This is a genomic window from Thioalkalivibrio sp. AKL9, assembly GCF_000377825.1.
In the GTDB taxonomy this organism is placed as follows: Bacteria; Pseudomonadota; Gammaproteobacteria; order Ectothiorhodospirales; family Ectothiorhodospiraceae; genus Thioalkalivibrio; species Thioalkalivibrio versutus.
The window spans coordinates 173181-186780 of record NZ_KB905109.1 but is presented as its reverse complement, the minus strand read 5'-3'; the positions used below and the strand labels follow the sequence as shown (position 1 = coordinate 186780).

Genomic DNA, 13600 nt, shown 5'->3' with positions numbered 1-13600 from the left:
CGTACATCCGCAGCATCCGTTCCAGACCAATCGGCGGACGACCGCGCTTCCCCTTCGGGTAGTGCGGCTCGATCGCTTCCACCAGCGCCGCCCAGGGCGTGATCGCATCGATCTCCCCCAGAAAGCGGTCGCGCCGCGTCTGCTTGCGCTTGGCGGAATACTCGAGATCGGAAAAGCTGCGCTGGGACATCGGCCATCACCTCGGGCAGGAAACCTGGCGCCATTATCCCAAACCCGCCAGGCGGGCGGGACCCACGGCGGATTAAATCAGTGTTTCCTTAGAGCGCCCGAACCTCGATTGCCGTCACCACGAAGGGCGGACCACTCCTCTCGCCGGGCGAGCTGCCCGCAGCCTGCCCGCCTGCACGACCAGCATGGCCCTGGGGAACCCAGCGTAGTTCGCGCACACCTGCGGCGGCAACGCGAACAACCCCGATTCAGACGGCACCCGTTAGTCGCGTTCCTGCAGCCAAAGGATCAGGCGGGCATGCTGCTCCGGGTCGGCATCGATGGCGCGGCCCGGGCGCAGGTCGTAGTCCGCGAAGGCGGCATCCACCGTCTCGCTGCCCTCGGCCCATTCCTCGCTGAGACGGAAGATCAGGGTCGTCGGGGACGGCCGGTGCACCGCCGGGTGGAAACGCTGAGAGATCATCCCCGGCAGCGGCGGCTCCGGCTCCGAACGGAAGCCGTCACCATCGCGGAAGCGCTCCCAGGCCGCCTCCAGCAGTGCCAGGGCCGGGCCATGTTCACCCTCGCCGGTTGCCGCTTCCCAGTCGCGCAGGCCGCGCGCGACGTAGGCGTAATCGTTGAGCGTAGCGGTGCCCGCCTGCTCGGCGGGCAGCCCCATCAGCGCCGGCAGCTCCGCCGGGTCGGCGGCGACCTCCAGCAGCCAGGCTTGAACCGCCGCGCCCGCGTCAAGGAAGCGCGCATCGTGCGCCGACGCCTCCGCCAGGGCGGACAGCAACAGCCCGTGCGCCCCGGTCAGCACCTTCTCGTCACGCGGCAGGCCGCGCGCCTCGCGCGCCTGGATCAGGGCCTCGCGGCCGGACTCCACCTGCTCGCGAACCTCGTCCCCTGCCAGGTCGAAACGCTCCGCAAGCTGCTCGATCCCCGCGCCACTGCGCGGCAGGTAGCCAAGATCAAAGACCGAGCTGCCCTCCATGCCGAACCAGGCACGCACCAACTCCGGGTACTCGTGGTCCGCGAGTGCGGCTTCCAGATCTTCTTCCGGCCACAGGTAGGCCCCGCCCTCGCGGCCCTGATCGTCCACGGCCGACAGGCTGGAGGCGAACCCGCGGAAACCGCCCTCCGCAGCCTCCGCCTGCGCACCCGTCTCATCCTCGCGCAGGGCCATGTCCCGCTTGACGAAATCGAGGTTCTCGAGCCCCAGATCCACCCAGTCCTCGCGGCCGAAATATTCACCGGCACGCAGATAAACCAATGCGAGCTGTGCCTGATCCTCCAGCATTACCTCGAAGTGAGGCTCGTTCCAGTCCGGTGATTCGGAGTAGCGGAAGAAGCCGCCCCCCAGCACGTCACGCAGACCGGAGTGGGCCATCTCGTCCAGGGTGATCTCGAGAAACTCGGCAACCCAGCCTGGGGCCGTGCCGGCCTGCTCGGCCTCCAGCATCGCGTGCAGGTAGGGCGAATGGGGAAACTTGGTGGAACTACCGAAACCACCCTGAAGGTCGTCGGCCTCGCGCTCCAGGCGGCTCCACAGGACCTGCGGCAGTCGGCCCGCGCGGCCCTCGGAAAGCGGTTCCTCTCCCTTGCGCAGTTGCTGGGTGAGCTCCTCGCCCCCACGCCGGGCGAGATCCACCAGTCGGTCGTAATCCGACTCCAGGCGCTGGGTGATGCCATCGAGGAATTCGGCGAACTGGTCACGCGGGGCATACACCACGCCCGTCAGGGCATGACCGTCGGGGGTCACCACCACATTGAGCGGCCAACCTGCACTACCGGCCGTTGCACGCTGGAACTCCAGCAGATAGCTGTCCAGCGCCCCATTGACCTCGCGATCCACCTTCACCGGAATGAAGTTCGTGTTCATCCGTTCGGCAATACCGTCGTCCTTGAAGCTCTCCTCCTGCATCACGTGACAGTAGAAGCAGGAGTAGTAGCCACTGGAGATCAGCAGCGGGCGTTGTTCTTCCCTGGCCTTTTCCAGCAACGCCGGATCCCAGGCGCGCCACTCAACCGGGTCGTCCACATGCAGACGCAGGTACGGTGACACACTGTCGGCCATCTCCGGGTTGGCTTGAGCCGCACCGGGTGCAGCCAGTGCCACAAGCAACAACGGGACATACATCCCGATCCAGCGGTTTCCGACGGTTGCATACATGCGGGTCTCCAGCAGCATCTAGAAAAGGTTGCTACCCTTTTGGGACGCGCAGACAGGGAAGGTTCATTCCCTTTCCCGGAATCACGCGGATCGCATCGTGCATCACCCCCCCCTTGTACATGCGATGTACAAATGTCGTACAATTATTTCATGGCGAGCGCGACGCACATCGAACTTCAAGACGAAGAAGGGTTGTACCCGATCCGCCACGTGTGCGCGGAGACGGGGATCAACGACGTCACCCTGAGAGCCTGGGAGCGCCGCTACGGGCTGATCCGGCCGATGCGCACCCCCAAGGGTCACAGGCTCTACAGCCAGAGTGACATCGCCCGCATCAAACGGATCATGGAACTGCTCGAACAGGGCATCCCGGTCTCGCAGGTCCATCGCGTACTGAATGACGAGTCCGCACACGGCACCGCCAGGGCCGAATCACCCGAAGCCGATGACACCTGGCCCCAGGCCGCCAGCGAACGCCGCGCCAGCCCCGGCCCCGGGATCGCCCCCCACACCATGGATCCGATCGCCGAGGCTCTGTATGCCTCGGTGGCCAACCTTAATGCCGACGAGCTGGATCGAATCTACACCCGGCTGGTCATGCGGCACGGCTGGGACGGCGTGCATGAAAGCGCCTTTCTGGAGGTTTATCGCCGCCTGCGCGAGGAATCCCGCCACAGTGCCGAAGGCGAGGTTCGCCTGGCCATCTTCGCCGCCTGGGCCACCGCCGCCTTCGCCGATCAGTTGCGCTCGGCCACACGGGCCTGCGACGAGCCGTCCTACCCCTGCCTGGTGCTGGGCGGCGGCCACCAGCAGGTTGGGGGCATGCTGCTGCAGCTCGCCTGCGCACGCCGCGGCATGAAGACCCTGCCCCTGTTCGATGCCACCAGTCCCGAGGGCCTCGATACGCTGATCCGTCGCCTGCGCGCGCCGGCAATGATCATCCATGGCTCCTCGCAGCTGATGCGCAGCCCCGAGCTTCCGCGGGTGGAGGCGATCCTCAAGCAGGCCGGCCCGCCCTGCTATCTCGCCGGCTCGGCCGCCCTCGAGCTGTCGCAGATGGAACACGGTCGCGAGATCGAGGTCCTGCCCGGACCTCCGCTGGAGGCCGCCGCTCGCCTCTCGCGCCACCTGCCCGAATAACCCCGCTCCACCCGCGCCGGCCCCGTGCCCGATTCCGCCTTGCCCGTGGCCGTGCGCACCCTTCTGGTCGTGCTCGGCGACCAGCTGGCCCCGGACCACCCCGGTCTGCAGGGACTGGACCCGACGCAGGATCACCTCTGGATGGCCGAGGTGGCCGAAGAATCCCGACATGCCCCGTCGCATATCGCGCGGACCGCGCTGTTCCTGTCGGCGATGCGTCACTTCGCCAAGGAACGCCGGGATGACGGTTTTTCCGTCCATTACCGCCACCTCGGGGAACGCCCCGAGCAGACCCTGAACGACGCCCTGCGCGCCGACCTCGAACACCTCCAACCGCAAAACGTGCGCGTGTTGCAGCCGGGCGAACACCGCGTGCTGCGCCAGCTGCAAGCCGCCTGCGCCGACCAGGCGATCCCGCTCGAGGTCCTGGACGATCCGCACTTCCTGGTCCCGCTGGACGCTTTTCGAAAATGGACCAAGGGCCGCAGGCAATTGCGCATGGAGTACTTCTACCGCGAGCAGCGCACAGCCCTGGGCGTGCTGATGAACGGCGACGAGCCCGCCGGTGGACAGTGGAATTTCGACGCCGACAACCGCGGGCATTTCGGGCGTGACGGCCCCGGCCTGCTGCCACCACCCCTGTCCTTTCCGCCGGACGCGCTCACCCGCGAGTGCCTGAACGACATCGCCCGGCATCTCCCGGACCTGCCAGGACAGGCCGACGACTTCGACTGGCCAGTCACCGCGCAGCATGCACAAAAGGCGCTGGACGACTTCATCCAGCACCGCCTGCCCGCCTTCGGCGCCTACCAGGATGCGATGTGGACTGACCAGCCCTGGCTCTACCACGCCCGCCTGTCCACCGCCCTCAACCTGCACCTGATCCATCCACGCACGGTGATCGACGCCGCGGAACAGGCCTGGCGCGATGGCCATGCCCCGCTGGCCGCGGTCGAGGGCTTCATCCGCCAGATTCTCGGCTGGCGCGAATACGTGCGCGGGCTGTACTTCCATTTTGGCGAGGCCTGGCACGAGTGGAATGCCCTGGAGGCCGACCAGCCGCTCCCCGCGCTCTACTGGAATGCCGACACCTCCATGCAGTGCCTGCACCAGGCTGTCGGCCAGACCCTGCAACTGGGCTACGCCCACCACATCCAGCGGCTGATGGTCACCGGCTTGTTCGCCCAGCTGCTTGGCGTGCGGCCTGCCGCGATTCATGCCTGGTACCTGGGCATCTACGTCGATGCCGTGGAATGGGTGGAGCTCCCCAACGTGGTCGGCATGTCGCAATACGCCGACGATGGCCGCATGGCCTCCAAGCCCTACGTGGCCACCGGGCGCTACATCCAGCGCATGAGCAACTACTGCGCGCACTGCCCGTTCGACCCGGCCGAGGCCCTGGGCGACAAGGCCTGTCCGTTCACCACCCTGTACTGGGACTTCCTCGACCGCCACCGCGACCGCTTCGCCCGCCACCCGCGCACCGCGCTGCAGTGGAAACACGTCGAAAAGATGGACCCCGACCGCCTGCAAGCCATCCGCGACCGGGCCGGAGAACTCCGCAAGACTCTCGCCCAGGGAGACCGCATCTGATGCAAAGCCCCGGCCCCACCCTCGTCTGGCTGCGCCGCGACCTGCGCCTGGCCGACCAGCCCGCACTGCAGGCCGCCTGCGAACGCGGCGGCCCGGTGATCCCGGTGTTCATCCATGCCCCGGAGGAAGAGGCCCCATGGCAACCGGGGGCCGCATCCAACTGGTGGCTGCACCACAGCATCAACGCGCTGGACCACGACCTGCGTGCGCAGGGCTCGCGCCTGATCCTGCGCGCCGGTCCCAGCCTCGACACCCTGCGGGCCCTGATCCGCGAGACCGGCGCCACCGCCGTCTACTGGAACCGGCTGTACGATCCCGCCATCGTCCTGCGCGATCCGGACATCAAGGCCGGGCTGCGCGCCGACGGCGTCGAAGTACACAGCTTCAATGCCCACCTGCTGATCGAGCCCTGGGAGGTCGCGACCGGCCAGGGCCGCCCCTACAAGGTCTTCAGCCCGTTCTGGAAGGCCTGCCTGCAACGCGGCATCGACCGCGACCCGCTGCCCGCACCCTCCGAGCTCCCGCGACCCGAGGCCTGGCCCGACTCGCTCAATCCCGAACAGCTGGGGCTCCTGCCCGCGATCGACTGGGCCGGCGGCCTGCGCGCCACCTGGACCCCGGGCGAGGCCACGGCCCGGGAGCGCCTGGAAGAATTCCTCGACAACGCCGTGCGCGCCTACGCCGAGGGCCGCGACCGCCCGGATCAGGACGGCACCTCGCGCCTGTCGCCGCATCTGCACTTCGGCGAGATGTCGCCGCGCCAGATCCTGCGCGCCTTGCGCCAGGCCGGCCTGCACCCGGACAGCGGCGGCCCCGAGGCCTTCGTGCGCGAACTCGGCTGGCGCGACTTCGCCCATCAGGTGCTCTACCACTTCCCGCACACCCCGGAGCAACCGCTCAACCCACGCTTCGAGGCCTTCCCCTGGCGCCAAGCCGATCGCGACCTGCGGGCCTGGCAGCGCGGCGAGACCGGGATTCCTCTCATCGACGCCTCGATGCAGCAGTTGTGGGAGACCGGCTGGATGCACAACCGCCTGCGCATGGTGGTCGCATCCTTCCTGACCAAGAACCTGCGCCTGCACTGGCAGCACGGGGCCCACTGGTTCTGGGACACGCTGGTGGACGCCGATCTCGCCGCGAACACCCTGGGCTGGCAATGGGCCGGCGGCTGCGGTGCCGATGCCGCGCCCTACTTCCGCGTCTTCAACCCGCAAACCCAGGGCGAACGCCACGACCCCGACGGCACCTTCGTGCGCCGCTTCGTGCCCGTGCTCAAGGATGTCGAAACGCGGTATATTCACGCGCCAGGCGCCGGCGGTGCGCGCGGCTATCCGGCCCCGATCGTGGACCTGAAAGCCAGCCGCCAGGCCGCACTCGAGGCCTTCGAGGCCGTAAAAAACCACTGACCCAGACAGGCCCAACCATGACCTTTTCCGAACAGAATCTGTACTACCCGAAGAATGTCAGCTACAACTTCAGCCGCTACGACGAGACCAGCCCCGTGCGTGTAACCCACGACGGCAAGCGCTTTGTTGGCCAGTTGCTGAACTGCGTGGCCCCCTTCCGCATCCGTGTCACCGAGGAAATCACGGGCCCGGGCGCCTCGCGCTTTACCCCGGTCCGAGAAATCGAGATCCAGAGCCTCGACGGCGTGGAGTACCTCCACAAGGGCCACCACGGCCACTGAGCAGCACGCAAAGGCCGGACCGCTTTCCCGATCCGGCCTTTCATTCCCCCCCTTACGTTCGCACCCGGAACCCTGCATCGCAGAACCGGGGCAAACACCGATGCGTGCCATTCATGCAGTGTTGCCCTGGCCTGCTACCCTTGAGACAGGACATCCGCAAAAGGGACGAACGCCATGCAACGCCTTCTCGCCTCCTTCCTGATGTGCACCCTGCTGATCCCCGGCCTGGCACTCGCCGACAAGCCCGGCGACCAGCGCGCCATCGCCGGCATGGACACGGGACGCATCCTCTGGGACATCACCATTGCCGACCCGGAACGCCTGATTGCCCGCCTCAGCGTGATCCGCGAGACCTATGACGACATGCAGCGCCAGGGCCTGGAGCCGGAAATGGTCTTCGCCTTCCGTGGCGGGGCGGCCGGCCTGATCGCCCGCTCCACCGATCACCTGGAGCTCGAGGACGTCTCTGCGGTGCGCCATATCCATGAGCGCCTGGAGGGCCTGCTGGAGCTGGATGGCATCCACATGGAGGCGTGCAACATCGCCACGCGGCGCTTCGAGCTCGAACAAGAGGATCTATTACCCGGCATCCACATGGTCGGCAATACGTTCCTGTCGATCATGGGTTACGAGCACCAGGGCTACGCGACCATACGCATCGACTAACCCCAACCGCGGAATGCCGTTACAATCGAGTCGGGCGGACATTCGGTCAGCCCCGGGACCGCGCCGAAGGCACGGTCACCGGGTCATTTGACCGGGTCACAAATGGCAGCGAACGACTGCCGAGCAAGACAAGGGGAGGCCTCTCTGGCGCATATGGAAATCACGACCTTCGGCACCGTTGGTGTACGCGTGGAGGACCGTGACATACCCGCCCTGTCCGGGACGAAGCTCGGGCTGCTCCTCACCTATGTGGCCGCCGAGAGCCCTCGGCGCATCCCGCGCGAGGAACTGGCCCGCCTGTTCTGGCCGGATCTGGACGCCGACAGCGCCCGGGTCAACCTGCGTCAGGGGCTGTTTCAGCTACGGCGCCAACTCCCTGCCGGCGACCCACCCCTGCTCGACACTACACCCCGCTACGTGCGTTTCCAGCCCCAACCTGAATCGCGCATCGACTTCCTCACCCTGAATCGCGCGCGCGCCGAGCGACGCACTGCCGAGAGCCGCGAGACGACCGCCGCGTCTGCCGAGCGTGCCCGCGCCGAGCGGCGCACCGCCGAGCGACGCACTGCCGAAAGCCGCGCAGCCACGGCCACCCATCCGAACCTCGCAATCGTCTGCGACTACCGCGGGCACTTCCTCGAGGGACTGCGCGCCCTGCAGGATCTTCCGGAACTGTCCGCCTGGGCCCAGGCCCAGCGTGACCATCACTGGCAAAATCTGCTCGTCTTCATCACCCACAACCTCGTCGCACTGGCCAAACCCAACGAAGGCGAACCCCTGCTCGCCGAGCTCCACCGCCTGCTGGCGATGGAGCCACACGACGAGACCCTGCACCACCTCCTGATGAAGGCCCTCGCAGCCAGCGGCCACCCGAAGCGCGCGCTCGATCACTATGCCCATCTCGAGGCCGAGGCCGGCAAGGCGCCCGGCGAACTGCTGGCACGCACGCGCGAGGAAATCCTCGGCGCCGAGCGGGCCGAAGCCACTAGCCAGCGCGTCAAGGCCGAGGAGGCCGAACCGGCCATCCTGCGCCCGGAACGTCGTCGGGTCACCGTCGTGGCCTGCCATGTCCAGCCCGACGCGGAAGCCGACATCGAGATCCAGCAGCAGCAGGTGAACCGCGCCCTGGAGCACGTCGACTTCGTCCTGCTGAGCCATCACGGCCATGTGGTGCCCTCCCCGGGGCACGGCCTGCTGGCTTATTTCGGCTACCCGGCCGGTCGCGAAGAAGCCACCGTCGACGCCGTACACGCCGCCTGGCAAGCGTTGGAGACCGCCCCCGCCGACTGCAAGCTGCGTCTCGCCGTGGATAGCGATCTGATCGTCACCGGTGCCGACCCCGACCTGCCCGATCCGACGGGCCAGCTCACCGCCCGTGTCCACGACTGCGCGCAGCAAGCCGATCCCGGGACCCTGCGCGTCAGCGCACCGACCTACGCCCGCGTCTCGGGGTACTTCAGCTTCCGCGCGACCGACGACGGTACCGGTGCCTACCGCGTCACCGGCGACCCCGGCCCGCTGGACCGGGTGGATGCACAGAGCCTGCGCGACCTCACGCCCCTCACCGGGCGCAGCCAGGAACTGCAACAGCTTCGGGGGCACTGGGACCAGGTCCTGGAAACCAGCGAGGTCCGCTTCGTGCTGGTCCAGGGTGAGGCCGGGCTGGGCAAGAGCCGGCTTGCCCGGGGGCTCGACCAGCAAGTCCGCGGGCAGGCTCGCTCACGCTACCTGCTCAAGTGCCGCGAGGATCGCACTCGGCAGCTCCTGGCGCCTGTACGTCAGGCCTTTGCCACCTGGATGGGTCAGGATAGCCTGCGCGAAGCCCGCCAGCGGCGCCTCGAAGGCGCCCTCAAGGTCGCGGGCACACCCCCCAAACTCGCACCACGCCTCGCCCATTGGCTGACCCACCCGGAGGCCGACGGCCCCGAGAGCCTGGCTCACGAGGGACTGGACCGCGACCGCATCATCGACACCCTGGTGGAACTGGTCCACCGACGGTCGGCCCATGGACCGACCCTGCTGATCTGCGACGACCTGCACTGGATGGACTCCGGTACCTCGGAGTTCCTGCGACGCCTGTACCAGCGTCTGCATCACCGACCGATCATGGCCATCCTGACGGCCCGCATGAGCTTTCGCTCCTCCTGGCGCGACCTGTCGCTGGAGCACATCCGCCTCCACGGCCTGGACGATGCCGCCGCACACGGCCTGGTGGACCGTCTGGACCCGAATGGCCGCCTTTCCAGCGGCCTGCGCGACCAACTGGTCGAGCGTGGCGAGGGCGTCCCGCTCTTTCTCGAGGAACTCACGCGCTATGCCCTCGAAGCCGCCCGCACCGGCCAGCTGCCCGAAACCCTGCCGCCAGGACTCTCCAATCTCCTGGTCGCGCGTCTGGAACAGCTCGGCAGTGCCCGCGAACTGGCGCATTCCGCCGCAGTCATCGGGCGCGATTTCGACACCCGAATCCTCAGCCGCCTGCGCGGCCAGCCCGCCGATACCATCCGCCGCCAACTGACGCGCCTGACCGGGAAGGGCTTCATCGAACCTGCCGGCATGGTGGATGGTGTGCGCTATCGCTTCCGCCACGTCCTGTTCCGCCAGGCGGCCTACGAATCGATGCTGCTGAGCGACCGCACCCGTCTGCACGGCCAGCTGGCCGACTTGATGCAGGAAGACGGCGAGCATGGCATGCAGACCGCCGACTGGGGTCGCATCGCCAACCACCTTTACCACGCCGGTCGCTATCCGGAGGCCGTAAACGCCTGGCTGCAGGCCGGCGAAGCCGCCTTCGCCCGCGGCATCCTGCCCGAGGCCTCGCACTACTTCGAAGACGCGCTGGACTGCCTGGAGCGTCACCCAGAGGCCCACGCGAGCGGCGATCTGGCGACCCACGAACGTGACACACTGCGCGCCCTGGGTGGCGTGGGGGCCTCCAACCTGGCCCTGCTGGGCTACGGTTCGCGCACGGTCAACGATATCTTCGAACGCGCCATGCGCCTCACCGCCCCGGAACAGGACCCGGTGCAGTACTTCCGCGTCCTCTGGGGCCTGTGGCACGGCGCCGGCTCCTGGCATGGATTCCAGGAGGCTCATCGCCTCGCCGCGGAGATGGAGCAACTGGCCGAGCGCTCCGGCGACCGCCTGCTGCGCATCGCGGCCCATTATGTCCAGGGCAACACCCATTTCTGGACCGGCCGCTTCGCCGAGGCGCTGGAACACCAGACGCGGGCGGTCAAGCTCTATCGCGACGCCGACCACGCAACCCTGGTGGCGCGCCATACCGAAAACCCGGCCATCAGCGCCAGGGGCTTCATGGCCTGGACGTTGCTCCATCTGGGAAATCACGCGCGCGCCTGGACCGAAATGGATGCCGCGTGCCAACAGGCAGACCAACTCGGCCATCGGCCTACCGAGGCCTTCGTATATGCCTTCCGCTCGGTACTCGGCTTCTACTCCAGCGACCCGGAATCCGCGCTGCCTGCAGCGCGCCACGCGCTATCCATCGCCCGCGAGTACGACTATCCGCTGTGGCGCGCCGCCGGCATCACCCTCGAGAGTTGGGCCCTGGCCCGGCAGGGCCAAGCCGATGCCTACCAGGCCATCGAACAGCAGGTCGAGGCGATGCGCCACATCATGGATGGCGTCAACACCATCTTCCAGCTCATCCTGCTGGACGCCCTGGAGACCAGTGACATCGCGGCCGAACAGCGTCTGGCAATAGCCGACGAGGCGCTGACAGGCTGCCGCAAGCGCGGCGATCTCGCCTTCGAACCGGCCATCCGCCGGTTGCGCGCCGTCGCCCTGCTCGCCAGCAGCAAAGGGAAAGCCGACGACGGCTGGCAGGACCTGGAAAGCGCGCGCAGCATCGCCCACGAACAAGGCAATCCCAACATCGAACGCCAGGCCCTGCTCGATTACGCCCGATTCGCCAGCGACCCCCAGGTGCAATCCTGGGCCGAACGCGAACTCTTGCGTATCAACCACTGCATCATCCCGCGCCCGCACCCCGACGAACCCCGCCAGCGCGATCCCCGCCTCGCCTGACATCAGCCGCCGGGACAAGCGCCCGGCGGCCAGGGCGCTACCGGTGTGATCCCAACACCACAAAAGAAAAGGCCCGAACCTTGCGGTTCGGGCCTTTTCGGGATATGGCGTCCCCACGGGGATTCGAACCCCGGTCGCCGCCGTGAAAGGGCGGTGTCCTAGGCCTCTAGACGATGGGGACGTAGAGGCAACGTCTTCTTCTTACTTCCGTCTTACTCGGGTGGGCCCTTGGGCCGGTCTTCCTCGCTACCTGGTGCGCGATGCAGAAGCGTCGTCACCAGACCGTTGAACACCAGCAAAAACCCGACCGGCACCAGCGCGATGAGGGGCTTCGACCAGGTCTGTTCCCCGGTGAGCATCAGCCCGAATCCGCCGATCAATCCGATCACTGCCAGCACCAATCCAACGTAGAGCGATATGACTCCAAAACGATGCATTAATGAACTCGCAGTACCCCTGAGTGGTGGAGCCAGGCGGGATCGAACCGCCGACCTCCTGCATGCCATGCAGGCGCTCTCCCAGCTGAGCTATGGCCCCGTGTCAGGCGAGCGCGTACTGTAGCCAGCACCCCCAAATGTGTCAACCCGCTGCGGCGGAAATTTTCTGCAACGCACGGTCGATACGGGCCAGAACGCGCTCGCGACCAATGAGCACCAACGTGTCATCGATGGGCGGGGACACCGTGCCGCCGGTAAGGGCCACACGCAAGGGCTGCGCCACCTTGCCGAGCTTGAGTTCCAGACGCTCGCCGGTATGCACCACCACCTCGTGCAGCGCCTCCTTCTCCCACGCCCCGAGAGCGCTGAAGCCATCGTGCAGGGTTTGCAGCACGGGCTGCGCCTCGGCGGTCAGCTGCTTGCGCGCCGCCTTCTCGTCGTAGTCCTCGAACTCGTGATAGAAATACACGCTGTTCTCGGCCATCTCGCGCAGGGTGCGCGCCCGTTCGCGCTGCGCGATGACCACATCGCGCAGTTCCGGCCCTTCGGAGGGATCGATCCCCAGCTGCCCCAGGTGCCAGCCCAGTTCCAGCGCGACGTGGTCCGGGTCCAGCGTCTTGATGTAGTGCTGGTTCAGCCACAGGAGCTTGTCCGGGTTGATGGCGGAGGCGGACTGGTTCACGTCCTTGATGTCGAACAGCCGAACCAGTTCGTCCAGTCCGAAGATCTCCTGGTCGCCATGCGCCCAGCCCAGGCGCACCAGATAGTTGAGCAGGGCCTCCGGCAGGTAGCCCTCGTCGCGGTACTGCATGACCGACACCGCGCCGTGGCGTTTGGACAGCTTGGCGCCGTCGGGCCCCATGATCATCGGCAGGTGGCCATAGCGCGGCGGCTCCACCCCCAGCGCCTTGAGGATGTTGATCTGGCGCGGCGTGTTGTTCAGGTGATCGTCGCCGCGCACCACGTGGGTGATGCCCATGTCCATGTCGTCGACCACCACCGTCAGGTTGTAGGTCGGCGAGCCATCCGAGCGGGCGATGATGAGGTCATCCAGCTCGTGATTCTGGAACGCGACCTTCCCGCGCACCATGTCGTCAACAACCGTCACGCCCTCGTCCGGCGTACGAAAGCGAATGACCGGCTCCACGCCCTCGCGCGGCTCGGTACGGGCGCGGCAGCGACCGTCGTAGCGCGGCTTCTCCTTGCGCGCCTTCTGCTCCTCGCGCATCGCGTCCAGCTCTTCCTTCGAGCAGTAGCAGCGGTAGGCATGCCCGGCGGCCATCAACTGATCGATCACTTCCCGGTACCGGTCGAAGCGCTCGGTCTGATAGAACGGGCCCTGATCGTAGGTCAGACCCAGCCAGTTCATGCCTTCCAGGATCGCGTTCACCGACTCCGCAGTGCTGCGCTCGAGATCGGTGTCCTCGATGCGGAGCACGAAGTCGCCGCCGTGATGACGGGTGTACAACCAGGAAAACAATGCGGTACGAGCACCACCAATGTGCAGATAACCGGTGGGACTGGGGGCAAAACGGGTACGGAAACTCATGCGCGGGACACTCGATTACGGGTAGTGAGCAAAGGCGCCTAGGGTAGCAGAACGCTACAGGGCGATAACCCGGTAGCCCGGTTTCCGCCGGCTATACTCGAGACAGGCCAACACACGGGCCCCTATCGCCCGAAGGAGTCGTG

General features: G+C 67.0%; 9 protein-coding genes, 2 tRNA genes and 1 pseudogene. 6 read left to right on the top strand and 6 right to left on the bottom strand.

What is annotated here, in order from left to right; translation table 11 throughout:
• Positions 1-190, bottom strand: a pseudogene (locus D573_RS13805) (IS5/IS1182 family transposase); the annotation flags it as partial.
• 261 nt (positions 191-451) lie between these two features.
• Positions 452-2341, bottom strand: coding sequence for a thioredoxin domain-containing protein (locus D573_RS0108565; protein WP_018938730.1), 1890 nt, complete (start codon positions 2339-2341; stop codon positions 452-454).
• Positions 2342-2473: 132 nt separating this feature from the next.
• On the opposite strand from D573_RS0108565, the gene D573_RS0108560 reads away from it, so the two are divergent.
• The 6 genes from D573_RS0108560 (at position 2474) to D573_RS0108535 (ending at position 11471) form a co-directional block, all read left to right on the top strand.
• Positions 2474-3481 carry a MerR family transcriptional regulator gene (locus D573_RS0108560; protein WP_018938729.1) on the top strand — a complete coding sequence of 336 codons (1008 nt, stop codon included), beginning with the start codon at positions 2474-2476 and terminating at the stop codon, positions 3479-3481.
• 39 nt (positions 3482-3520) lie between these two features.
• Complete coding sequence (locus tag D573_RS0108555) at positions 3521-5074, top strand: cryptochrome/photolyase family protein (RefSeq protein WP_018938728.1); 1554 nt, start codon at positions 3521-3523, stop codon at positions 5072-5074.
• The gene (locus D573_RS0108550) at positions 5074-6480 is read left to right on the top strand and encodes a deoxyribodipyrimidine photo-lyase (RefSeq protein ID WP_018938727.1); all 1407 of its coding nucleotides are present in this window, start codon (positions 5074-5076) and stop codon (positions 6478-6480) included. Before D573_RS0108555 ends, D573_RS0108550 begins: the two co-directional genes overlap by 1 nt.
• 17 nt (positions 6481-6497) lie before the next feature.
• Positions 6498-6761 (top strand): hypothetical protein, encoded by a 264-nt coding sequence (locus D573_RS0108545; RefSeq protein ID WP_018938726.1) that lies wholly within the window; start codon positions 6498-6500, stop codon positions 6759-6761.
• 174 nt (positions 6762-6935) lie between these two features.
• Positions 6936-7427 (top strand): hypothetical protein, encoded by a 492-nt coding sequence (locus tag D573_RS0108540; protein WP_018938725.1) that lies wholly within the window; start codon positions 6936-6938, stop codon positions 7425-7427.
• A gap of 153 nt (positions 7428-7580) precedes the next feature.
• Entirely contained in the window at positions 7581-11471 is a 3891-nt protein-coding gene (locus D573_RS0108535) for an AAA family ATPase (protein ID WP_018938724.1), read from the top strand.
• 105 nt (positions 11472-11576) lie between these two features.
• On the opposite strand, the gene D573_RS0108530 is transcribed toward D573_RS0108535, so the two are convergent.
• The 4 genes from D573_RS0108530 to gltX all read right to left on the bottom strand — a co-directional run bounded on the left by D573_RS0108530 (position 11577) and on the right by gltX (position 13457).
• Positions 11577-11652: transfer RNA gene (locus D573_RS0108530), tRNA-Glu, on the bottom strand.
• A 31-nt stretch (positions 11653-11683) separates the two neighbouring features.
• A complete protein-coding gene (locus D573_RS0108525; RefSeq protein ID WP_019568239.1) occupies positions 11684-11908 on the bottom strand; it encodes a hypothetical protein in 225 nt (74 codons plus the stop codon).
• Between the two features lie 24 nt (positions 11909-11932).
• Positions 11933-12008 (bottom strand) — tRNA-Ala (locus D573_RS0108520).
• Positions 12009-12050: 42 nt separating this feature from the next.
• A complete protein-coding gene (gene gltX / locus D573_RS0108515; RefSeq protein WP_018938723.1) occupies positions 12051-13457 on the bottom strand; it encodes a glutamate--tRNA ligase in 1407 nt (468 codons plus the stop codon).
• Positions 13458-13600 lie beyond the last annotated feature (143 nt).